The organism is Polaribacter sp. (assembly GCF_051251875.1).
Taxonomy (GTDB): Bacteria; Bacteroidota; Bacteroidia; order Flavobacteriales; family Flavobacteriaceae; genus Polaribacter.
Genome location: NZ_JBPOGL010000007.1, coordinates 98,292 through 123,404 on the forward strand (window position 1 = coordinate 98,292; position 25,113 = coordinate 123,404).

Consider the following 25,113-nt stretch of genomic DNA (forward strand, 5'->3'; position numbering starts at 1 on the left):
CAAAGGTGACGAAAAAAATATGATTTTTTGTTAATAAAAATCTAAAGATTTCTAGCAAAATTCTTACTCTTTAATAGTTACTTGTTCATGTATTTCATTTCCAAAATTATCCGTTACAGAAATTGTAAAATTCCCAACTTTCGATTTCATTGCAAAATGATGAATTTCTTTTGTTGATGCCATAAATGTGTTGTTTATGTACCAAAAAAGTGTCGCTTCTTTATTAGAATGAGCAACTTTAAGAACGAGTTCATTCTTATTTCCATCAAAGTCTTTGGGTAAAAAAATAGTACTTTTTTCTGTTGGATACATAAATTTCATACTGTTTTGTACGTCACCCAAACAACCATTTCTATACAATGGTAAAGGCTTATAAAATGGATTTTTTTCTTGATAATAATAAGATTGAAGTGGCGGTAACACAAACCATGATTTCTGTTTTATGGCATCTAAATTCTCACAAGAAGTATTTACTTGATATTGTTCATTTTTATCTACATGCACTAAAATATGAAACGGGCAAGGAGCTGTTTTTAAACCACTTAATTGAATAAACTCCAACTTTTTTTCTTCACAAATAAGACTTGCTCTATAACCACTTTTAGTACAAATTTCTACCTCTTGCATTTCATCAAAAGGTTTTTCGAACCATGTTGCATTCGGCAACTTATCAAAAACATCAAAAAGAATAGGCCCCGCAGTTTGCACACCTACTAAACCTGCTCTACCTTCACCATCTGCATTACCAACCCAAACACCAACCACAAAATCTTTGGTAGTACCAATTGCCCAAGCATCTCTAAACCCAAAGCTTGTTCCTGTTTTCCAAGCAATTTGCTTTGATGAATCAAAAAACTCCCAATTTTCTTCTGCATTGGGTCTGTTTACTTCTTTTAAACTCTGAAATGTTAAATAAATGGAAGCAGCATCAAAAATAATTTTATGAGGAGTTTTTTTTCCGAAATCAATTTTTTTATCGGCATAAAAAATAGGTTCACAAAATTCATTTTCAAAATATCTACTCGAATTTTCTGTATAATGATTTAAAGTTCCTGCCATGGCTGCGTAACTTTTGCACAAATCCCAGAGGTTGCTTTCTGCACCTCCTAAAGCCAAGGTTAAACCATAATAATTTGCACTTTTAGTAATGTCTTTTAACTTCAACTTCTGTAAATAATCATAAAATTTTTCTAAGCCAAATGACTGTAACATTCTTACTGTTGGCACATTTAAAGACCTTGATAACGCTAATTTTGCAGGTATTGCACCCGAATACTTTTTATCGAAATTTGTAGGTTGATAAGAACCATAATTTGTAGGAACATCTGCAACTAACGTATTGGGAAGTAAATCTCCACTATCTAACATGGCAGCATATAAAAAAGGTTTTAAAATACTACCTGTACTTCTGGGTTTGTTTATTACATCTACATCTTTCTGATGTTTTTTATCTGTTGGAGAATTGCCAACATAGGTTAAAACACGTCTCGTTTTTACATCTAAAACCAAAACAGAAATGTTAAATACACCATTGTTTTTCAGTATATTATAATTATTTTTAACAATTTCATTTACTTGTTTTTGCAACTTTTTATCAATGGTTGTTTTTACAAACTTTCCGTTTTTAGTATGGTTAATTTTTTGCAGTAAATGAGGAGTAATTTGTGGTAAAGGATATGGTTTTTGGGGTAAACTTTCTAAAATTGATAATTCATAAGTAAGCGTATCTATCACTTTTTTAGTGAGTAACTTTTTTAACAATCGGTTTCTTTTTACCAATAATTTATGTTGATTTTTCCCTGGATAAATTAAGTTTGGCGCATTGGGCAACACCGCTAAAGTTGCTGATTCTGCCCAAGATAAATCGGAAGCTTTTCTATTAAAATAACGCCAAGAAGCCGCATCTAAACCCACAACATTTCCACCAAAAGGAGCATTAGAACTCCAAAAAGAAATAATTTTTTCTTTGGATACTCTAAGTTCCAAACGTGTTGCTAAAACCAACTCTTTAATTTTTTCAAAATAGGTTCTTGGTCTGTCATCTCTACTTAATCTTATTACTTGTTGAGAGATAGTACTTCCGCCTCTTTTTACTTTTCCATCTTGCAAATTTTGCTTTAAAGCTTTAAAAATTGAAACAGGATTAAACCCAGGATGTTGGTAAAAATATTCATCTTCAAACTGCACTAAACACGTTTTAAATTTTTGCGGAACAGCATCGTTTTGTGGAAAACGCCATTGACCATCTTGGGCAATTAAAGCTCCTAATAACTCATCATTATTACTTGTAATTACGGTAGAAGTAGGTTTGGTAAACAATTTAGTTGGTAAACAAAAAGCGTAAAAAATCAACAGAATAACAACAAATATTGTTTTCTTTTTGTTGCGTTTTATGTAATTTGTAATTTTCAATTTAGATTGTTTTATCCCCCAAGATTTTTAAAACCTTGTAGGTATTTATTGTTTTTTTTAGATAGATACCTACAAGGTCTTGGTGGCCTTGCAGCATTTTTCAACTCTTAGAAGTTCTCTTTTTTATGAAGATAGTACTTCGCTTTACACAAAAAATGCTCTTTTACTTTACAACTTGAATCCAACGGCCTTTAGTTCTTACCAAATAATCGTTATCATACATAGCTTCTACCTGAATTCCTGGTAAATAATAGTTGCCTAAATACGAAGCATTTAATAAAACTGAAAAAGTTTTTGTTTCCGATTTTTTAGATTGCTGATTCAAATCAAAATAGAAATTAACTCTATCATCTCTAATATCTGTATAACGCGCTTCACTTTTTGTAGTTGTGCCAAAATCTGTAAAACGTGTATTTACAATTTCCCATCCAGAAGGAAAAACTTGTGTTAACGCAACATCTTTTACAGTTTCATTTTTAGGGTTGCTTACCGTAATCTCAGCAACAAAATCTTGTCCTTGCATTAACTCATTTACATTAATAGCTTTCCCTTTTAAGTCTTTATAACTTACTGATGCGCTAAAACCTCTACTTTCACTAGTTTCATCACCCAAAGGCAATTTTCCAGAATTTATAATTCTTGCAAAAACTACATTGTTTTCTTCATTTTTAATACTGATAGAATTCTCACCATTTTTAACATTCAAATTTCTTTGCGCAATGGTACTGTTGGTTTTTATAGTTTCAGATTTTCCATTTGACGTGTAAGTAATGTTAATTGCCTTGCCACCGTTTTTAGCAACCATTTTACCAATTGCCAACAAACTATACGCGGTACTTTGTGTACTCATCCAACGAGTACTAGAAAGTTCTTTTGCAATAGATTTTGCAACGTCCCTTATATCTTTATGATTGGTAATTAACATGGTTTCTAATGCCATTGCTCTATTTCTATCTACAGAACCATAGGTGTAATAGTTGTACTTAGAACTTTGGAAATTTATAGTTGCTGTACCCATAATTTCTTCACTAGCTTCATTTTGGCCAACCATTGCATACGCAGCTGCCAAACGCCATTTTGCTTCATTAGAAATTTGTTTAAATTCTCTTAAACGATTCATAGCTCCCAAGTCTGGACTTCCTGCTAAAGCCAAGGTATACAATCTATACGCTTGCGCTAAATCTGTTCGATAATTTCTAGCATTGGGACGCCAATCTCTTGCGGCATTTTTCTGATAACGGATAAAATTACTTTTAAACGTTAACGGCAACACAAATCCTTTTTTAGCTGCTTCTAATAAAAAATGACCTGCATAACTTGTTCCCCAATCATTGGCGTAATTCTCACCAATCCAGTAACTCATACCACCGTTTGCTTGTTGAAAATTACTTAATCTCTGAATGCCTTTTTCTATATTTTCTTGAACTTGTTGCTTTTTCTCTGATGATAAGTCAAAAATATCATTCAAAAATAATTGTGGAAAAATACTTGATGTTGTTTGCTCTAAACACCCATGCGGATATTGAATTAAATATTCTAATCTTCCTGTAAAATTAATTGCCGGAATGGTAGACAATTCTATAGTTGCCTTATTAGAACCTGCAACACCAAAAGATTCAAAATTAATGGTTTGCGTTTCATTTGCTTCAATAGTTTTATCAATTATTTTAGAGGTGATTACATTCGGATTTATCACATCCAACTCTACTTTATAAGTAGATTTTTCTCCGCCACCTGCAGCAATAATTTCTACGGTATTTATTCCATTTGCTTTTAAAACATCCAATTCAAAATATAACATTTTCTCATCAGGTTTGTCAAAATTTAGCGATTGCGTTTTATTTCCAACTACTAGAATTCCATCGGTTGTTTTTACCGTTACCGTTACATTTTTTACTTTTTTATCCATCGCAAAAATAGTAACAGGAAGTGTCACTTTTTCTTTAGGAGATAATTTTCTTGGTAACGTTGCCAACACCATTAATGGTTTTTTAACAGGCGTAGTTTTTTCTGCATTTCCGTACGCCTCTTTTTCAATATCTCCAGCAACAACCATAGTTCTTACCGAGCCAATATAATTAGGCAATGTAATTTTATGGTTTTTAGACGCACCTTTTTCTAAATAAAACGGTCCTAAAACCTTTACAACGGGTTTAAACCTATTTGCTTTTTTATTTTTCCCCTTTGCTAAATTTTCATCACCACCAATGGCAAAAACCTGATCTATACTACCAGAGTACGCGCCAATTACGTCATCAAAAATATCCCAAGTTTTTACACCCAAAGCTTCTCTAGCGTAGAAAACATCAAAAGCATTTGGAGTTTTAAATCGCGTTAAATCTAACAAACCTTCTTCTACAACTGCCAAGGTATAGGTCATGGCTTTTTTGTTCTTTTCAGATACTTTTACTGTAAACTCTTTTTCTGGCTGAAGCTCTTCTGGCATTATAATTTCCGGTTGTAAAACAGTTTCTGCATCTTCTATTAACATAGGAATTGTACCATACAATCTTAATGGTAAATCATTTTCTGAAACCTGATGTGGTTGCAATAATGAGATATTTACAAACACATTTGGCGCCATGTTTTTGTTGATTGGAATCTCTACAGAAGTAGTTCCTTTTTCAGTTTTCACCCATTTTGTTTCTAAAACTTCTGTGCCATTTTCTATACTTATTAAGGCGTTTCCTTCTGTACCCGATGGAAAAGTAATTTTTGCTGTTTCGCCAACATTATATTTTTCTTTATCCGCAGAAAAAACCAACATTTTAGCGGCTTCTTTACTACCAGAAGAAGCATTTTGCCACCAATTTTTATAAAAATAAGCCGTTCTACCAGTGGCATGACCACTTATTGGATCTATTACTCTGATTAAAAATCTCCCTCTATCTTGCTCAGGAATCTTTAAACTAAAGTTTGCTTTTCCAGTAGTATCTGTATTAAATTTAAGTGTTTTGTATTTCTTATGATATTTGCTTGAAGTATATTTAGACAGATTATCATAAGAAGAACTCCACCACCAACGCCATTCAATTTTATAGACCTCTACCGTAATGTTATTTCTTTTAATTGGGTTTCCTTTATCATCAACAGACACTACAGAAAAAGTTTGATTTTCATCTGTATAAAAAGAATCATATCTATTTCCTTTTGGAGATTTTAATCCCAAAAACGAAACAAAAGGAGCATACTTTTTACTAAAAGCATCCATAGAAAAATCGCCTCCGTTTTCAAATGCTCTAACTAAAAACTGAACGTTTAACATACCTGGCGCATTTTTGCCTACAGATAATTTAGAATTAATTTTTGCCAATCCGTTTTCATCTAATTTTCCTTCGAAAAGGGTTAATTCTTCGGAAGAAAAATTTCTTGACGGATCTGAAAAAATATAATCTTTATAGTTTTTAAAACTAAAGTTAGTGGTACTAATTTTTGCTTTAATTTCTGCTTTTAAATTTTTAGCAGGAGTTCCGTGCAACCATTTTACGTCTAAAAGTCCGTTTATAGGTTTGTTAGCTGCTAATATTTCATCATCAAAACTGGCTTTTATTTTTAATCTATTTGGTTTAACCGTTTCTACTTTTAAGGTTTGATAAAATTTGGCACCTCCTACTGTAACTTTTGCGGTATAATTTCCTGTTTTTGCCTCTTGTGGCGTGGTAACAGTAAAATTGTAAAAATTATTAAAACTTTCTGAAGACACTTTTTTGTAAACCAATTTACCACTAGGATCTGTAACCTCCATTTTTACCGGATGGTTTTTGGGCAATTTATTTGCAGCATCATTTAATACAAAAGACAAATGCAAAGAATCTCCTGGGCGCCAAACACCACGTTCTCCATAAATATACCCTTTAATTCCTTTCTGCAATTTAGTTCCGGAAACATCAAACTTACTTAAAGACAAAGAATTACCATCTAACAAACGAATATACCCTTTGTTTACACCCTTAGAAACAACGGCAAACTCTGCGTTTTTTGATGATTCTATAGTTGCAAAACCTCTTGCATCTGTTTTTGTTGATAAAATTTCTTGTTGTTGAAAATTAAAAAGTTGAATTGTTGCTCCGGCTGTTGGCGTAGTATTTAAAATATTAGTAACCGCAAAGAAATAGGTATTATTTGTACCTTTTTTAGCAATAATTCCCAAATTAGAACCTAATAAATTCTGCGCAATACCTTGGTTTCTATAATAAGAATCATGACATGGATTGTTTCTTTCTCTCCAACTATAATCGTAATCTTTATAGCTATACAATTTGTTATCCCAATACAACTCTTCTCTTTCTTGTTCGTCTGCTATTTCATTTAAATCGTCCGAATCTTGTTCAAACACATCATCAGAAATGGTTGTATTTTCTGCTAAATTACTATTTTCCGAACAAGAATAAATGGCCTGATTTTTTGAGAAATCTAATTCAATTCTATAAATTGCACCGGGCTCGGTTTCCATCATTTGCGATAAATCTACACTATAACTTTTCCATTCTTGGGTGTTATTTTCTGTGTTATTTATTAGGGTGATGGTTTTTTGCGCAACTTTTCTACCCACTCTTTTTATAGCATATTCATTATCACTATTCAGATTGTTTTCTTGTAAAAATTGCAACACATTATTCTCAAAAATTTTAATAATTCTAACATCAACTGCTTTTACATTGATGGCTTCAAAATTAAATTTTAAATCTTGCGAATTGGGTAAAATTGTTCCGTTACTAATTAAGCGGATTTCTGGTTTTTTTTGTTCGAATGTGATGGTTTCAGAAAAACTAGTTTTTAATTTATAATTATCTTCGTTTCTAATTCCTTGATATACATTTACAACCGTGTTGCCTGTAATTTTAGTATCAGCATACACTTTTAATTCATTCCCATTCAGAATAAATTGTGGGTTTTTTACTCCTTTAATAGTGACCAAACCATCAAAATTTTGTTGCTGTTTAAGCGCATCAGAAAAGTTGATTGAAATGTATTGTTCCGTACCATTTATAACGGATAATTTTACAACCTTAAAATTGTTTTTACCAGGAATTACCAGTTCATTTTCTCCGTTAGCATCCGCATTTATTGCTTTTCCGTTCCAACTTACTGCTAACTTACTGTCTTCGACTAAACGTTGAATACTATCAATTTTAAATTCAAATGTTTTTCCATTTTTAAAAGATTCGTTCCAAACAATATTTTTAACAACTCCGTTTTGCGATGCTTTTATTAATTTTTTAGCATTGTCTAAAGAAACTACATCGGCAGATTTTACAAGGCCTTCTAAATACTGCCATTCCTTAGAATACGATTGCAAATTATTAGTTTGAATAGTAAAATTTGGAGCAATTGTCTTAAACTGAAAAGTATAATTTTTAAAATCTTGAGGTGTATTTTTATATATTTCTTTAAGATTTACGGAAACTGTATATTCTGTATTAGCCGCTAAGTTTTCATCAGGAAAAAATACAAAAGCATGTTTATTTACTGTTTTTATAGCACCATTTACATGTGGCGTTATAGAAATAATTTTAGATGAAATTTCTAAGTTTGGTTCCCAATTTTCTACTTCTTTAGCAAGATTTACTTCTATATTTTTAGCCACAGAAACTACACCAGAAGTTGTATAACTTATATATTCTTTAAATTTGAAAAGATTATTGGGTTCTTTTTTTTCATCACTACAAGAAGTAATTAAAAGAAAAATAGTTAGAATTTTGAGTAGGTTTTTTATTTTCATGACAGAGATTTTTATAAAGACTACTCAAAAGTAAGAATTTAACTGCTTCAAAATCCATAAAATTAGAATTCGTATTAAATTCTATAGAATTTGTATTAAAACCACTGTTAATTGTGCATAATTTCTTTTCCTTAAAGCATCTTTAATGAAAACTCTATTTAGGAAAAGAAAGTATACACAAATTTTTATTTCTGAAGAAAAAGAAATTTAGTACCCAATTTTTGCTCTAACTCTTTGTAAAACCTTATTGGCAACAATTGTAGCTTTTTGCGCACCTATTTCTAAGGCGCTATCAATTTCATGTTTGTTGTCCATAAAATGATTATAACGCTCTCTTATTGGAGAAAACTGTTCAAGAATTAATTCATACAAGGCTTGTTTTGCATGACCATAACCATAGTTACCACCTTCATAATTTGCTCTCATTTCTGCAATTTGAGACTCAGAAGCAAGTAATTTATACAAACCAAAAACATTATCTGTATCAGGATTTTTTGGTTCTTCTAAACCTAAACTATCCGTTTTAATAGACATTATTTGTTTTCTTAATTTTTTATCTGGCAAGAAAATATTTATAATATTATTTCTAGATTTACTCATTTTTTCACCATCAATTCCTGGAACTAATTTGGTGTTTTTTTGAATTTCTGCTTGTGGCGGCACTAAGGTTTCACCCACAATATTGTTAAATCTATTGGCAACATCACGTGTCATTTCTAAATGTTGTAGTTGATCTTTACCCACAGGTACAACTTCTGCATCGTACAACAAAATATCTGCAGCCATTAACATTGGATAAGTAAATAAACCTGCGTTTACATCTCCTAATCTGTCTGCTTTATCTTTAAAGCCATGCGCCAAAGTTAATCTTTGATAAGGAAAAAAACAGCTTAAATACCATGTTAACTCCGTTGTTTGCGGAATATCACTTTGTCTATAAAAAATTGTTTTTTCAATATCTAAACCACAAGCAAGCCAAGTAGCCGCAACACTATAAGTATTTTCTCTTAACAAATTTCCATCTTTAATTTGTGTTAAAGAATGCATATCTGCTATAAATATAAAAGATTCATTTCCTGGGCTATTTGCCATTTTTATTGCTGGCAAAATTGCTCCTAATAAATTTCCTAAATGTGGTGTACCTGTACTTTGAACACCTGTTAAAATTCTTGACATTAAATTATATATTTGAGATCATTTTACGCAAGAGTGTAACTTAAACGCTTTGCGAGCGTAAAAATAAGGTTTTGAATAAGAAAAACAATCAAACAAAAGAATATTACTACTTTTGTCTACAACGCAGAATGTAATAAAAAATATACGTCATCTATTTTTTTTATAATATTCAACTCAATATCAGTTATTTAATTTATATTTTTTTTGTGAAGTTTATAAAAATACCTTTTCTATTAATTTGGCGCTTGTGGTTTTACATTTTAATGATTTCTACAATTATTTTAATGATTCCGTTACTCCTTATTTTTACCTATAAAGATGAATATTACCATTTGCTTTGGAAATTAATACGTATTTGGTCTAAAGTACTAATTTATGGCATGGGTTTTAGGCTAGATATTACGCTAGACCAAGAAATTGAAGCCGATAAAAGCTATATGTTTTGCCCCAATCACACTTCTTTTATGGACCCGTTTGTATTGATAGTTTTAAGCAAAAACCCCATAGTTTTTGTAGGAAAACAAGAATTGGCAAAATTTCCTATTTTTGGTTTTTTCTATAAAAAAGCCGTAATAATGGTAGATAGAAACAATCCTAATAGTAGAAAACGTGTTTTTAAAATGGCTAGAGAAAGGTTGCAAAACGGTGTAAGTATTGCCATATTTCCAGAAGGTTTAGTTCCTCCTGAAAATGTAGTATTAGCACCATTTAAAAAAGGTGCTTTTAGTTTGGCTATAGAGTTTGAAGTACCCGTTGTACCACAAGTATATTACGATTGTAAACGGTTTTTTTCTTGGGATTTTTTTAAAGGAGGTCCAGGGGTTTTAAGAGTGCATCAACATTCATTTATTGAAACCAAACATTTAACACCAAAAGATCTTACTGCTTTAAAAGACAAAACTTTTAACCTTATTTACAGCGACTTACTAAAGGACAAAAAATTTATGAAAGATACAAATAGCACTAATAATGAGTACGAAATTAAATCATCCGTATAGTAAAAAAGAAGAAAACTTAAATGTACTTTCTCATGGTTTAGGATTGCTTTTAAGTATAGTGGCATTTCCTTTTTTAATACTTAAATCTTTCGAATATTCTAGCTTTTGGAAACCTGCAAGTTTTATAATTTACGGAGCCAGCTTACTTATTTTATATGCAGCTTCTACTTTTTATCATGCGGCAAAAAATCCAACAAAAAGAAGAAAATTAAACATTGTAGATCATGCCGCAATTTACGTATTAATTGCAGGTAGTTATTCTCCTTTTTGTTTGGTTGCTTTAGATTCTAACCTGGGTTGGTATATGTTTATTTTTGTTTGGATTTTTGCCATAATAGGCATTGTTTTAAAATTATTTTTTACGGGAAAATTCGATAAAATATCTACTGCCCTGTATCTTTTAATGGGTTGGCAAATTGTTTTTTTTATCAAACCTTTAATGCATAATTTATCAGAAAACAACCTTAATTTATTATTTGCTGGTGGAATTTTTTACACCATTGGTGCCATTTTATATTCCATTAAAAAGCTGCCTTACAACCACGCCATTTTTCACGTTTTTGTGTTGTTAGGAAGTGCAAGTCATTTTTTTGTTATTTACAATTTATAAAGATTTTTAGTATTGCTATTTTTAAAACGGAACAGAAAAATAAACCTTATTTCCAATTTTTAAAAGGATGTTTACTCAAGTTAGAATTGTAATATTTTAAAATTCCTGTAACTTCTTTGCCCAACCAAGTTGGTTTTATAAAATCTTCATTTTCATCCGTTAGCTCAACTTCTGCAACCACTAACCCTTGATTTTCTCCATAAAATTCATCAATTTCAAAAATATGTTTTCCCTTTTTTACTAAGAACCTGGTTTTATCAATTAACGCTGGTTCGCAAAGTAGCAACAAATTTTCTGCCTCATTTTTAGAAATCTCTTTTTCCCATTCAAAACGCATAGTTCCGGCAATATTAGATTTTCCTTTCACCGTTATAAACGCAAGATCATCAGCAATTCTAATACGTACAACCCTATTTTTATCAGAATTTAAAAAACCTTGTTTTATTTTTTGTTGATGATACTTTTCTTTTTTAAAATCTTCGTTATTTACTAAAAATTTTCGTTCTATTTCTAAACTCATAAAATCAGATTCAAATTTGTACTAAGTTGGATAGTTTTGTCGTTATTGTTAAAATAAATAAATATCTTTGATGTATTCAAATTTCAGCATGAAACACCTTTTTACGCTTTATATTTTCTTGTTTTCACTTATTCTTTCTGCCCAAACAGATTACAGTACTTCTTGGGAAGATTTTTATTCTTACAACAATGTAAAAGATTTTGTAAAAGTAGAAAATATAATTTATGCTTTAGCAGATAATGCTGTATTTAGCTACAATACTACCACAGAAGAAATTAATAAATTATCTTCTGTACAAGGTTTATCTGGGGAAACAACAACGGCAATTCATTACAACCAAACTTTTAAAAGGTTGGTTATTGGCTATGAAAATGGCTTAATTGAAGTGGTAGATGAAGACAATACAATTACCATTTCATCAGATATTATTAATTTTAATCAATCCGGACAAAAAAGCATCAATCATATTTCGGAGTTTGAAAACACCTTATATTTATCTACACCTTTTGCTATTGTTGAGTATGATATAGAAAAACTAGAATTTGGTGATACTTTTTTTATTGAAACCGATTCTAATTCTTTAAAAATAAATAAAACAATAATTTTTGAGGGACAAATTTATGCTGCCACAGAAAAGGGCATTTTTTCTGCAGATGTTACTAGCAATTTATTAATAGATTTTAACAATTGGACAAAACAATTTGATGGAACTTTTACTGAGATTACTATTTTTAACAATCAATTATATACCGTAGAAGGTTCAAAATTACATGCAATAAATGGTACAAGTTTAACTGAAATAAGAGATTTTTCGGAAACGATTATGGCTATAAAACCTTCAAGCTCTTATCTTTCTGTTATTTTAAATAAAAATGCAATTATAGTAGATGTAACATTTAATGAAGTTTTTAAATTTGAAACTACAACAGATTTTGATTTCACTTTACACACAGCATTTTTTGAAAACAATACTGCTTTTTTAGCAACGGAAGAATTTGGTATTTTAACTACTACCGCTGGTAATGCCACAAATTACACAGAAATTCATCCGCAAGGTCCTATGTCTAATGATGTTTTTTCTATTGCCGCACAAAATAATTCGCTTTGGGTTGTATATGGTGGTTATGATAGATCTTCTTATGTGCCAACCGGAAAAAGACAAGGTTTTAGTAATTACAATGGCACAGAATGGATAAATAATAAATTTTCTTTAGATTTTCCTTTTCAAGATTTGGTTGATATTTCTATAAATCCCAATCAAGAAAACAGTGTTTATATCAGTTCATTTTCGCAAACAAACGATGGAAATCTACTTTCTGGTGGCGGACTTTTAAAAGTAGAAAACAATGAAATAAGTACATTTTATCATTCAAAAAACAGCCCTTTAGAAGATTTTTTTCCAACAAGTCCTACTAATATAACCACAAGAATTAGTAGTTCTAGTTTTGACAATAGCGGTAATTTATGGGTTGCAGACGCACTAGCATCAACAAAATTAAAAAAATTATCTGCTAGTGGTTCTTGGACAAGTATAGATTTAAGCAGCTTACAAACAAACAAAGACCAAGAAACAAATAATATCACGGTAGATAATAACAATACCGTTTGGATGGGCACAAGAAGAAATGGAATTTATCTTTACAATGAAAATGGTAACCGAAAAAAGGCCTTTATTGCATCTCCAAATATGGGAAATTTACCAGATGTAAATGTTAGAGCAATTGCTATTGATGGAAATAGTAGAGTTTGGATAGGCACACAATCTGGATTGGTGATGTACAGCAATGCTTTTGGTGTTTTTGAAGATGAAACTTTTAATGCTAATTCAATAATTATTGAAGAAAATGGCGTTGGTGAACGTCTTTTAGGTGATCAAACCATAAATGCTATTGCTGTAGATGGCGCAGAAAACAAATGGTTTGGTACAGGTAGCGGTGGTGTTTTATATACAAACCCAAGCGGACAAACTACATTGGCAAATTTTAACACTCAAAATTCGCCAATACCTTCTAATAGAATTTTAGCAATTACTGTAGATGATGATTTAGGAAAAGTATATTTTGCCACCGATAAAGGTATTGTTGCCTACAATAGTAATGTTGCTCCTTTTGGTGATGTTTTAGAAGAAGTGTACGCCTACCCAAATCCTGCCTTAAAAAACCACGAAACAATAACTATTGATGGTAGAAACGGAACACATTTACCAAAAAATACCAACGTAAAAATTTTAGATGTAGCTGGTAATTTAGTGTATGAAACCAATGTGGTAGAAGGGCAAGAATTACAAGGAGGAAAAGTAGTTTGGAATAAAAAAAATCTTGCTGGCAACAAAGTAGCTTCTGGTATATATATTGTTTTATTATCTAATGACGATGCTTCTGAAACCGCAGTTACCAAAATTGCAATTGTAAATTAGCAATGGCAAGAGTTACCACAAAAGCCATTGTATTTAGCTCCTTAAAATATAACGACACCAGTTTAATTGTAAAGTGTTTTACCCAAGAAGAAGGCATAAAATCTTATTTAATTAGAGGTGTATTAAAGGCTAAAAAAGGAGGAATTAAAATAGCGTATTTCCAACCACTTACCTTATTAAAAATTGAAGCCAACCACAACACAAAAAACAGATTAAATTCTATAAAAGAAGTAGAAGTTTTTTACCCATACACATCTATATACCAACACATTGTAAAACAATCTGTGGTTTTATTTTTATCAGAAGTTTTGTCTAATTCTATACAAGAAGAAGAGAAAAACAACAACCTTTTTACCTATTTAGAAAATGGTTTTATTTGGTTAGATACACATGATAAAATTGCAAATTTCCATTTATTATTTTTACTAAATCTAACACGTTTTTTAGGTTTTTACCCAGATGTTTCTGATTCTGAAAAATTAGGTTTTAATTTGTTAGATGGAAGTTTTTCTGATGAAATTCATCAAAAAAATGTAATTTCAGGCAATCATTTTTATCAATTTAAAAAGCTTTTAGGCATCAATTTTAACACCTTAGAACAAGTGTCTTTTAGTAAACAAGAAAGACAATTAGTGTTACAAATAATAATAAAGTATTTTGAATTGCACTTAGATGGATTTAGAAATCCTAAATCATTACAAGTTTTAGAAGCCGTTTTTAGTTAAGTTTCTAATTATTTTTTCTTCTTTTTACCTTCCTCTGTAAAATTCTCTTTCAACTCTTTTTCGGTTTTTATAATACTTACTCCCAAAGAAAGCAATACCAAAACCATGGGTTGCCAGGTTAATTCAGCATTTGTAAAACTAGCCAAAAGCAATCCGCCTAAAAAAGAAATACCTGCGTATAATAACAAGTTTTTATTAAATATGGCATTTGCAAAATCCCATATTTGTTGATTTAGCATAGATTTATAGGTTCTATAACCGTATATTTTATTAATCTTTTTTGGTGGAAATTTAAAAAAAATAATACTTAATAAAAAAAGCAAACCATTGGTGGTTAAAATATATATTATTGGAGTCATTGTTTTTTAATTTTGCTTACTATTTAATGCTTATTGCTTACTGCTTTTTTTGGTCTTAACAATCCTTCTTGGGCAACAGCGGCCACTAATGTACCATCTCTTGTAAAAATATTTCCTTTAGACAACCCTTTTGCTCCAAAAGCATTGGGAGATTCAATAGAAAATAGCATCCAATCATCAAAATCGAAATCTCTAAAAAACCACATAGAATGATCTAAACTTGCTGTTTGCGTATTTCCGAAATTGTAATTACTAGCATTCGGATTAAAAGCGGCATTTAACACATTATAATCAGAAATATAAGTAAGAATTTCTTGTTTTGTTCTAAAATCTATTTTTTGTTGTTCTCCTTTTAAACGAAACCAAACTTGTTCATTTGCAGGTAAATTTTCTGGTTGTAATGGGTTTGGAATTCTAACCGGTTTAAATTCTATGGGTCTTTCTATACTTAAAAAGTATTTCATAGATTTGGGTAAAAAATCTCCAAACTGAACCAACATATCATCCCAACTTAACAGTTCTTCTGGTTGCTTTATACCGGTTTTTAATTTTGCTTGATGCTCAAATCCTTCTTCTTTTTTGTGAAAGGAAGCAGCCATAATAAAAATTGTTTTATCATTTTGACTTGCAGTTACCCTTCTTGTAGAAAAACTACCGCCATCTCTAACCTCTGCTACATGATAATTTATAGGAATTGTTAAATCTCCAGCTTCTAAAAAATACGAATGCAAAGAATGCAAAAATCTATTTTCTGGTATGGTTCTATACGCTGCATTTACCGCTTGCGCTAAAACTTGTCCGCCAAAAACATGCGGACTACCAATGGTAACACTATTACCACTAAAATTATCATTTCCTAAATTCTCTAAATTTAAAAGATCTATTAATTCTTTACTATTTTTCATGAATAAATTCTAAGTTTTTAAACGGAAATTTTTGTTGAAACGGAGTTGGTTGAACTCGCTGTAAAAACAACTTTAAAATTTTATTTGTTATACTTTTCTTATGACGAAGATACATTGTTAGATCTTGAGGAACTGCACCAACAGAACTTTTTATTTCGCTAGCAGTTCTTCCAAAGTTTATGTTTTTTAGTTTTTTGTTGATGGCGATTTCTATATAATCATACAACATTCTTTGGTAAATTGCATAGGGTCTATTAAACTGATAATCTATACCCACAAAGTGTGCGTCTAATGATGTTTTATTAATTACACCAGAGATAAAACCAACTACTTTATCATCTAACCAATACGTTTTTAAAATATAATCTTCGCCCAATTTCTCTTTTAAATCTTTGTAACTTTTTAAATTAAAATTTCCTAAATTAAAACCTGCGTTCAATGCAACTTTTTCGTACAAAGCGGTCATTTTGGGCAACATATCATCTATGTTTTTTAAACTCACTTCCTCTATTCTAATGGCTTGGCTTTGCTTAAATGCTTTTTTTGCTTTTACTCTAAACTTTGTTTTCATGGCTGCCAAATAATCATCAAAAGATTGCCAATTTTCAGCTATTTGAAGCATCATATTTGGTTCTACAGAAAACGGATGATAGCCATATTTTTTTAATTCGTCTGTTATAAATAAAGATTCTTTTGCAAAGTCTTTTATCAGAAAAGCATCAATCTGTTTTTTTAGTTTTTTATCAGAATTTACAAAATGATTAATACTTTCTGCTAATTCTTTTATAACCGCTTTTTTATCTTCATTTTTCTTGATAAAAACACCGTGTTCTCCACTAACAAAAGTGTTGCCACAAATTAATAATTTTAATGGTTTTTTATTTGGAAATACATGTAGTTTTCTACCAATATCTTTTAAAAATTCAAAATCGTTTTTAATAGAATTCAATTTAAAATCAATTATTTTTATACTCGCAAAAGCTTTGGGTTCATTTTTAGTATCTACCAAAACCATGTATGTAAAAATAATTTCTGGATGATTATTTTCTATTGATTTTAAAAAGTTGGGATGAAAATAAATATTTTTTGTACACCCTAACTTTTCCCAAATTTGGGAAGGAATTTCATCAATAGTTGAGAAAAACAATGCGGTATTTGTGTTGGCACAACAAATCAAATTAATTCATATAATGTTTTAAATTTTCGGGGCCTTCTAAAAGAGTTCTCCTTATTTGCAAAGTTCCGTTTTCTAAAGTAATAATATGCCATTTTATAAGGCAAATTTTATTGTTTTCAATTTCAATACCAGTTATAGACCTTGGGTGCACACAACTGCCATCATTAAAAAAAGGAATTTCATTTTTTTCTGGAAAACGCGGTCGGTGTGTATGTCCGGTAATCATCATTTGATTGTTATTTTCTTGAATCCATTTTTCTAATTTATACTCTACTTTTATGCGTTCTTTAAAGTTTTGTGCAGGACTTGTAGGGTCTGAAAACCCCAAAATTTGCAAAGGTTTCCAAAGTACTTTTACCAAGAAACTACTAAATCTCCAAAAAACATAATTAAACCAATCTGCTTGATGACCGTGTAATAAAAATATTTTATTGTTAGTATTTTCATCCTCTAAAATTATGGCCTCAGAAAAAGAAGCTCCTATTAATAATTCTTTTTTGGTGTCAGAAACTGAGTCGTAATAATAATGTAAGTTCTTACGGATTGTTTTAGAATATTTATATTTCATGTCATGATTTCCCCAAATGAAATGCAACCTATCTTGCTCATGAAATTTTTTAAGCCACATATAAATGTGTTTGTTGGCTCTAAAAATTTTTGAAAAGTTTCGGTTTTCCCATAATTCATCACCATCACCCAACTCAATATACGTAAAATTGTTGTTGTAATAATACTCTAAAGCATGTTTAAACATATTTCTATTGTGTGCAAAATCATCTGCAAAACCATTGTCTCCTCTATGAGAATCGCTAAAAAGCACAAATTTAGAATCTGCATTAAAACAAATTATTTTGGCATTTTTAAAAGCACGAGAAATTCTGTGATTAGAGGACATCTGTCATTTTTTGGAATATAAAGATGCATAAAAAATATGAATTCTTAAAATTATGACTTTTTTAACAAAACCTTAATTAGTTGCACATGCAACTAATTAAGGTTTTGTTTATTTTTGCATCGTGAAAAATGAAAAAACACATATTGATTTTGAAAACTCTATTGGACCTTGGTTAGGAAGAACAGGGAAATTGGTTGATTATTTTTTTCAAGAATCATTTAAATCTAAAAAACTAGATCTTACAAAAGAACAAATGATTGTTTTAAAAAGATTACAAGATCAAGATGGTTTAAATCAACATGATTTGGCTTTTTTAACATTAAGAAACAAATCTTCATTAACACGTTTGTTGATTAAAATGGAGAAGAAAAATTATATTTTCAGAAAACAAAATAAAGAAGACAAACGCATTAAAAATGTTTACATAACTAGTTTTGGTAAAGAAATTTATCTAAAAACAACACCTATTATTCAAGATTTAATTACCACTATGGAGAAAAATATTTCTCCGGAAGAAAAACAACAAATAATTAATATTTTTAAAAAAATACAAACTAACTTCTGTTCTAAAGCAGAACATATTTAACTACCATTATATGAGAAAAATTATACTAGCTGTTCTTGGAGTTTTAACTATTGTTGGGGCAATAATTTTAGGAAATTACTTAATTGATAAAAACCAAAAACCCAAACCAAAATATAAAAAGCAAATTAAAACTGTGTATGTAAAAGAAGTAGAGAATACAGAGATTCCTATTATTTTATCTGCCAATGGTAATTTAACGGCAAAAAATAAAATAGAAATATACTCTGAAGTTTCTGGTATTTTAAAATCTTCTAACAAACCATTTAAAGCAGGAACAAAGTATAATAGAGGCGAAACATTGTTAAGCATTAATAGTGATGAGTTTTATGCTAGTTTACAATCTCAGAAAAGTAATTTAAACAATTTAATTACAGCAATTCTACCAGATTTACGTTTAGATTATCCAAAAGAATTTGGCAAATGGGAAACCTATATAAAAGGTTTTGATATGAATACAGCTACCCCAAAATTACCAGAATTTTCTTCTGATAAAGAAAAGTATTTTATTAATGGTAGAGGCATTGTTACTGCCTATTACAATGTTAAGAATTTAGAAGTTCGTTTGTCCAAACATCAAATTAGAGCTCCTTTTACCGGCATTCTTACAGAAGCCTTGGTAACTCCTGGTTCTTTGGTAAGAGTAGGACAAAAATTAGGAGAATTTATAAACCCAAGTGTTTATGAAATGGAAGTTTCTATCAATTCAGAATTTGCAGATTTATTAAAAGTGGGTAATACGGTTGCATTAACAAATTTAGAAAAAACTAAAAATTATACAGGCAAAGTTGTTCGTGTTAACGGTAAAGTAGATCAGGTTTCTCAAACAATTAAAGTATACATAGATGTACAGCATAAAGATTTAAAAGAGGGTATGTTTTTAGAAGCAGATTTGGTTGCAAAATCAGAATCTAACGCCATAGAAATATCTAGAAAGTTATTGGTAAATAATAAAGCAGTGTATACTGTTAAAAACGATAGTATTTTAACTTTAACTACTATTAATCCTGTTTATTTTAATGCAGAAACAGTTGTTGTTAAAGGTTTAGATAATAACCAGAAAATGTTATCACAGGTTTTACCTGGCGCATTTAATGGTATGATTGTAAAAATTAATAAAAAGTAATTGTTACTGAAATAAACTCAGCATAAAATGAAGAAAATAATTACATATTTTATTAAATTTCCGGTTGCAGTTAATATATTTATTATTGCTTTTATTTTGTTTGGTACGGTGGGCGCTTTAAGTATGAAGTCCTCTTTTTTTCCACTAACAGATTCACAATTAATAAACATTTCATTAACATATCCCGGCGCCTCTCCTCAAGAAATGGAAGAAGGTGTAGTGTTAAAAATTGAAGATAATTTAAAAGGTATTGTTGGCGTAGAAAGAGTAACTTCTGTTTCTAGAGAAAATTCTGCCACCGTAAATATTGAAGTAGAAAAAGGAAAAAATATAGATGTTGTTTTATCTGATGTAAAAAATGCAGTAGATAGAGTTCCTTCTTTCCCTTCTGGTATGGAGCCAGCGGTTATTGCAAAAGTAGAAAACATTAGACCAACAATTAGTTTTACCATTAGTGGAGACCATCTTAGTCTTAAATCTATAAAACAATATGCTAGAAATGTAGAAAATGATATTAGAGGAATAGAAGGAATTTCGCAAGTTTCATTATCTGGGTTTCCAGACGAAGAAATAGAAATTGCAGTACGAGAAAATGATCTGTTAGCCTATAACATGTCTTTTTCTGAAGTAGCAGCAGCAATACAAAATTCTAATCTATTAATTACAGGTGGTAATATAAAAACCCCACAAGAAGATTATTTAATTAGAGCAAGTAATCGTTTTTATTATGGTAGCGAACTTCTAAATTTAATAGTTAGAACCGAAACGAACGGAAATATTATCCGTTTAAAGGATGTAGCACAAGTAAGAGATACGTGGTCAGAAACACCAGACAGGTTATATTATAATGAAAATTTAGCCATAGATATTACCGTAAGTAATACTAATAATGAAGATTTAATTTCTTCTGCTGATAAAATAAAAGAATACATACATAAATACAACCAAGAAAACCAAAATGTACAATTAAATATTACCAGTGACAGAAGTACAACATTAAACGGAAGAACAAAATTATTAATAGAAAATGGTATTGCAGGTATTTTGCTAGTACTTTTCTTTTTAGCATTATTTTTAAACTTACGTTTGGCCATTTGGGTAGCTTTTGGTTTGCCAATTTCCTTTTTTGGGATGTTTATTTTTGCCGCTCAATTTAATGTTACTATCAACGTATTATCATTATTTGGTATGATTATCGTTATTGGTATTTTGGTTGATGACGGTATTGTGATAGGAGAAAATATTTATCATCATTATTACGATTTAGGAAAATCTAAAATACAGGCAGCAATAGATGGTACCATGGAGGTAATTCCGCCAATTGTATCCGCTATTATAACCACCATAATCGCATTTTCTACCTTTTTCTTTGTAGACGGAAGAATTGGAGATTTTTTTGGAGAAGTTTCTACCATTGTTTTGTTAACCTTATCAGTTTCATTAATAGAGGCGTTAATTATTTTACCCGCTCACATTGCACATTCTAAAGCTTTAGATAGAAAACGTTTAGAGAACGGTGTAGAAGTTAAGAAAAATGCTATAGATACTTTTTTTAATAAAATAAATAAAGCAGCAGATATAGGTTTAGGTAAATTAAGAGACAATTATTATGTGCCCTTTTTAAAGTTTTCTTTAAAGAATAAAATTTTTGCATTTTCTATACCTGTTGCCTTTGTCATTTTTAGCTTTATGGCAATGAGTGCTGGAATTGTAAAACAATCCTTTTTTCCAAGAATAGCAAGTGATAGTGTTAAAATAACACTTACAATGCCACAAGGTACAAATGAACAAATTACAGATTCTATTATTTCATCTATAGAAGAAAAGGTGTGGTTGGTAAATGAACAATACACTAAAAAACAAACAGGTAATGTACAAGTTGTAGAAAATGTAATTAAAAGAATTGGCCCTGGTAGTGCAAATGCATCCTTAACGGTAAATTTATTACCAGGAGAAGCAAGAGATTTTTCATCACCAGAAATAACAAATACCATTAGTGATAAAGTTGGAAAAATTACAGGTGCAGAAAGTTTAATCTTTGGTTCTGGTGGTAATTTTGGAGGAAGCCCTGTGGCAGTTTCTTTATTAGGGAATAATATTACAGAATTAAAAGCGGTAAAAGACGAGTTAAAACAAATTTTAGAGAATAATCCGTTGTTAAAAGATGTAACAGATAATGATCCGGCAGGAATTAAAGAAGTAAAAATTACTTTAAAAGACAATGCGTATTTATTAGGATTAACTTTACAATCTATAATGAACCAAGTACGTTATGGCTTCTTTGGTTTTCAAGCACAACGTTTTCAAAGAGGACAAGATGAAATTAAAGTTTGGGTTCGTTATGACAAAAAAGACAGATCTTCTATAAAAGATTTAGATGATATGCGCATTAAAACGCCAACAGGAACAAGAGTTCCTTTTTCTGAAATTGCAAATTATACTATAGAAAGAGGAGATATTGCTATTAATCATTTAGACGGTAAAAGAGAAATTCAAATTACGGCAGATTTAAAAGATTTAGAAACAAGCGAAACGGAAGTTTTAGATGATATTAAGTTAAATGTTATGCCAGAAATACTTTCTAAATATCATAGTGTAACTCCTTTGTATGAAGGTCAGAATAGAGAAGCCAAAAAAACAACAGATTCTGTACAACTTGTAGGGCCTATTATTTTATTACTAATTTATATTGTTATAGCCTTTACATTCCGTTCTTACAGTCAGCCAATTTTATTAATTGTAATGATTCCTTTTAGTATGATTGGTGTTGTTTGGGGACATTTTTTTCATGATTTTTCAATTGGTATTTTATCATTTTTGGGAATTATAGCACTGGTAGGAATTATGGTAAATGATGGCTTGGTTTTAATAGGGAAGTTTAATAACTATTTAAAAGAAGGCATAAAATTTGACGAGGCATTAATTATGGCAGGTCAATCTCGTTTTAGAGCCATCTTCTTAACTTCTTTAACAACAGTTGCAGGTTTGGCTCCGTTATTATTAGAAAAAAGTAGACAAGCACAATTTTTAATACCAATGGCAATATCTATTTCTTACGGAATAGCAATTGCTACTGTATTAACATTGGTAATGTTGCCATTATTGTTGTCTGTTTCTAACTCTATTAAAGTTGGAATTAAGTGGTTAAAAACAGGAGAAGAAATAACAAAAGAAGAAGTAGAAAGAGCAATTATAGAATCTAAATTTGATGAAAATGAAGATCATTAAAAATATAGTATTAGTAGTGAGTTTTTTATCGACTTTACAAGGATTTTCACAAGAAATTCTAACAAAGAAAGAAGCACTAGAAATTACCTTAGAAAATAATTTTGGTATTAAAATAGCCAATAATAATTTAGACATTGCAAAAAACAATAAAAGTATTTACAATACTGGTTTTTTGCCAACAGCTTCTGTTTCATCAGGTGCAAATTACAGTAATAATAATCAAACTATTTCTAGGCAAGACGGAACTTCTACAAGTATAGATGGTGCGGTTACAAAATCTTACAATGCATCTGTAGGTTTAAATTATACCATTTTTGATGGGTTGGGTAGAAAGTACAATTATCAACAATTAAAAGAAACTTATAATTTAACAGAACTACAAGCAAAAGAAACCATTGAAAACACCTATCTGCAATTGTTTACAACGTATTTTCAAATTGGTAGGTTAACAGAAAATAAGAACAATTTAAACCAAGCCTTATCCATTTCTAAACAACGTTTACAACGGGCAAAATATCAATATGAATATGGGCAATCTACCAAATTAGAGTTGTTAAATGCAGAAGTTGATGTAAATAATGACAGCATAACTTTAATAAATGCCAAACAACAACTAAGCAATGCCAAACGTGGTTTAAATATTATTTTAGGTATTGAAAAAGAAGTAAATTATGTGGTAGAAACAAATGTTGAATTTATAAACGCAATGAATTTTGAAGCCCTTCAACAAAAAACAATTGCAAATAACACCGCCTTAAAACAAAATGAAAAAAACATTGCTATTAGCGAGTTTAACATCAAAATAAATAGGGCAAATTATTTACCAAGTTTGGATTTAAATACTTCTTATGGTTGGAATAAAAGTGAAAATCCGGCAACTTCTTTTTTAGCCGCTTCTACTGCTAACGGATTAAATGCGGGGTTAAGTTTGTCTTGGAGTTTGTTTGACGGAGGAAGCACAAAAACAAGTGTTGCCAACGCAAAAATAGCATTAGAAAATCAGCAAATATTATTAGAACAACAAAAAGTAACCATTCAAAATAATCTAAAAAATACTTGGGAAAATTATCAAAACCAATTATTTATTTTATCAGCACAAGAAAAAAACGTGTTAACTTCTCAGAATAATTTTGACAGAAGCACAGAAAAATACAAATTAGGACAAATTACCTCTATAGAATTTAGGCAAGCACAAATTAACTTAATCAACTCTAAAACAGCATTTAACAATGCTAAATTTGATGCAAAACTAATAGAATTACAACTCTTACAATTAAGTGGAGACATTTTAAATGTAAATTTTTAAAAACTGATTTTTGTCATAATTTAACATTGTAATATATTCTAATTTTGAAATTGTAAATTATTAGCTTATGAATTTTTTAAATATTCCACAAGTTTCTTGGGTAAATGGCACAATTATGATAGGCGTTTTTGCCTTAGTAGTTGTTGGCTTAGTTGTAACTATTTATTTATTGATGAGCACAGATAAAAAAGCAAAATAATCCCTATATAAAAACAAGATCCCGAGTTAAATCTCGGGCTTTTGTTGTTGTAATAAATTTGAAAATTCATTATTCTTAAAAAGCATTTCACTATTTTTATAGATGTAAAATAGTAAGAAATAATGACAAATAAATTAGACTTTAACTTTGGCTATCTTTTTGAAGAAGAATTAATTTCAGAAATAGAAAAACTAGGAATTTATAAAGATTTTTTAGAAGACACTACTATAATTGAAGTTGGAGACTATATAAAATCCATGCCGCTATTAATTTCTGGTGCTATTAAAATTCTTAGAGAAGATGAAAATGGTGAAGAATTAGTTTTATATTATTTAGAAAAAGGAGATACTTGTGCCATGACACTTTCTTGTTGCATGGGACAAACAAAAAGTAAAATTAGAGCAGTTGCAGAAACAAACGTAGAACTAATTATGTTGCCCAAAGAAAAAATGGCAGAATGGTTAGGGAAATATAAAACTTGGCAAGCTTTTATTTTACAAACCTACCACAATAGAATGGACGAACTTTTAGAAGCCTTAGACACTATTGCTTTTTTAAAAATGGACGAACGCCTATTTAAGTATCTAAAAGACAAAGCAATGGTAACACATAATGATGTTTTACACGTTACTCATAAACAAATTTCTGAAGACCTACACACTTCTAGAGTAGTGGTTTCTAGATTATTAAAGAAATTAGAAAACGAAAATAAAATTCAATTATATAGAAATAGTATTAAAGTTTTAGTACTGTAAC

At 30.0% G+C, this 25,113-nt stretch carries 18 protein-coding genes; 10 read left to right on the plus strand and 8 right to left on the minus strand.

Annotation, left to right across the window (positions count from 1 at the left end):
• Positions 1 to 63 precede the first annotated feature (63 nt).
• The 3 genes from pbpC to trpS all read right to left on the minus strand — a co-directional run bounded on the left by pbpC (position 64) and on the right by trpS (position 9,310).
• Positions 64 to 2,412 (minus strand): penicillin-binding protein 1C, encoded by a 2,349-nt coding sequence (gene pbpC / locus ACSHW5_RS05405; RefSeq protein ID WP_435675086.1) that lies wholly within the window; start codon positions 2,410 to 2,412, stop codon positions 64 to 66.
• Between the two features lie 163 nt (positions 2,413 to 2,575).
• The gene (locus ACSHW5_RS05410) at positions 2,576 to 8,134 is read right to left on the minus strand and encodes an alpha-2-macroglobulin family protein (protein ID WP_435675087.1); all 5,559 of its coding nucleotides are present in this window, start codon (positions 8,132 to 8,134) and stop codon (positions 2,576 to 2,578) included.
• Positions 8,135 to 8,341: 207 nt separating this feature from the next.
• Positions 8,342 to 9,310: a tryptophan--tRNA ligase gene (gene trpS / locus ACSHW5_RS05415; protein WP_435675088.1), complete on the minus strand. Its 969-nt coding sequence runs from the start codon at positions 9,308 to 9,310 to the stop codon at positions 8,342 to 8,344.
• A gap of 263 nt (positions 9,311 to 9,573) precedes the next feature.
• Here trpS and ACSHW5_RS05420 point away from each other — a divergent pair, with 263 nt between their 5' ends.
• Positions 9,574 to 10,308 (plus strand): lysophospholipid acyltransferase family protein, encoded by a 735-nt coding sequence (locus tag ACSHW5_RS05420; RefSeq protein ID WP_435675089.1) that lies wholly within the window; start codon positions 9,574 to 9,576, stop codon positions 10,306 to 10,308.
• Positions 10,280 to 10,918 (plus strand): PAQR family membrane homeostasis protein TrhA, encoded by a 639-nt coding sequence (gene trhA, locus ACSHW5_RS05425; RefSeq protein WP_435675090.1) that lies wholly within the window; start codon positions 10,280 to 10,282, stop codon positions 10,916 to 10,918. Before ACSHW5_RS05420 ends, trhA begins: the two co-directional genes overlap by 29 nt.
• A 46-nt stretch (positions 10,919 to 10,964) precedes the next feature.
• Here the strand turns inward: trhA and ACSHW5_RS05430 are convergent, their stop codons facing one another.
• Positions 10,965 to 11,438, minus strand: coding sequence for a CYTH domain-containing protein (locus tag ACSHW5_RS05430; protein ID WP_435675091.1), 474 nt, complete (start codon positions 11,436 to 11,438; stop codon positions 10,965 to 10,967).
• A gap of 88 nt (positions 11,439 to 11,526) precedes the next feature.
• Here ACSHW5_RS05430 and ACSHW5_RS05435 point away from each other — a divergent pair, with 88 nt between their 5' ends.
• Positions 11,527 to 13,854 (plus strand): two-component regulator propeller domain-containing protein, encoded by a 2,328-nt coding sequence (locus ACSHW5_RS05435; protein ID WP_435675092.1) that lies wholly within the window; start codon positions 11,527 to 11,529, stop codon positions 13,852 to 13,854.
• Between the two features lie 2 nt (positions 13,855 to 13,856).
• Positions 13,857 to 14,579 (plus strand): DNA repair protein RecO, encoded by a 723-nt coding sequence (gene recO / locus ACSHW5_RS05440; protein ID WP_435675093.1) that lies wholly within the window; start codon positions 13,857 to 13,859, stop codon positions 14,577 to 14,579.
• An 8-nt stretch (positions 14,580 to 14,587) separates the two neighbouring features.
• Here the strand turns inward: recO and ACSHW5_RS05445 are convergent, their stop codons facing one another.
• From ACSHW5_RS05445 to ACSHW5_RS05460, 4 genes are read right to left on the minus strand one after another with little or no spacing between them, the layout of a single operon-like run.
• A complete protein-coding gene (locus ACSHW5_RS05445) occupies positions 14,588 to 14,938 on the minus strand; it encodes an SdpI family protein (protein WP_435675094.1) in 351 nt (116 codons plus the stop codon).
• A gap of 23 nt (positions 14,939 to 14,961) precedes the next feature.
• Entirely contained in the window at positions 14,962 to 15,843 is an 882-nt protein-coding gene (locus tag ACSHW5_RS05450; protein ID WP_435675095.1) for an acyl-CoA thioesterase, read from the minus strand.
• A complete protein-coding gene (locus ACSHW5_RS05455; RefSeq protein WP_435675096.1) occupies positions 15,833 to 17,020 on the minus strand; it encodes a peptidogalycan biosysnthesis protein in 1,188 nt (395 codons plus the stop codon). Before ACSHW5_RS05455 ends, ACSHW5_RS05450 begins: the two co-directional genes overlap by 11 nt.
• Before the next feature lies 1 nt (position 17,021).
• Entirely contained in the window at positions 17,022 to 17,915 is an 894-nt protein-coding gene (locus ACSHW5_RS05460) for a metallophosphoesterase family protein (RefSeq protein ID WP_435675097.1), read from the minus strand.
• 121 nt (positions 17,916 to 18,036) lie between these two features.
• Here ACSHW5_RS05460 and ACSHW5_RS05465 point away from each other — a divergent pair, with 121 nt between their 5' ends.
• The 6 genes from ACSHW5_RS05465 to ACSHW5_RS05490 all read left to right on the plus strand — a co-directional run bounded on the left by ACSHW5_RS05465 (position 18,037) and on the right by ACSHW5_RS05490 (position 25,112).
• The gene (locus ACSHW5_RS05465; protein ID WP_435675098.1) at positions 18,037 to 18,501 is read left to right on the plus strand and encodes a MarR family winged helix-turn-helix transcriptional regulator; all 465 of its coding nucleotides are present in this window, start codon (positions 18,037 to 18,039) and stop codon (positions 18,499 to 18,501) included.
• 10 nt (positions 18,502 to 18,511) lie between these two features.
• Positions 18,512 to 19,624: an efflux RND transporter periplasmic adaptor subunit gene (locus tag ACSHW5_RS05470; RefSeq protein WP_435675099.1), complete on the plus strand. Its 1,113-nt coding sequence runs from the start codon at positions 18,512 to 18,514 to the stop codon at positions 19,622 to 19,624.
• A gap of 27 nt (positions 19,625 to 19,651) precedes the next feature.
• Positions 19,652 to 22,852: an efflux RND transporter permease subunit gene (locus ACSHW5_RS05475; protein ID WP_435675100.1), complete on the plus strand. Its 3,201-nt coding sequence runs from the start codon at positions 19,652 to 19,654 to the stop codon at positions 22,850 to 22,852.
• A complete protein-coding gene (locus ACSHW5_RS05480) occupies positions 22,839 to 24,158 on the plus strand; it encodes a TolC family protein (RefSeq protein ID WP_435675101.1) in 1,320 nt (439 codons plus the stop codon). The genes ACSHW5_RS05475 and ACSHW5_RS05480 overlap by 14 nt, the downstream gene beginning before the upstream one ends.
• A 67-nt stretch (positions 24,159 to 24,225) precedes the next feature.
• On the plus strand, positions 24,226 to 24,357 hold the full coding sequence (locus ACSHW5_RS05485; RefSeq protein ID WP_435675102.1) for a hypothetical protein: 132 nt from the start codon (positions 24,226 to 24,228) through the stop codon (positions 24,355 to 24,357).
• Between the two features lie 122 nt (positions 24,358 to 24,479).
• Complete coding sequence (locus ACSHW5_RS05490) at positions 24,480 to 25,112, plus strand: Crp/Fnr family transcriptional regulator (RefSeq protein WP_435675103.1); 633 nt, start codon at positions 24,480 to 24,482, stop codon at positions 25,110 to 25,112.
• Position 25,113: the final 1 nt, after the last annotated feature.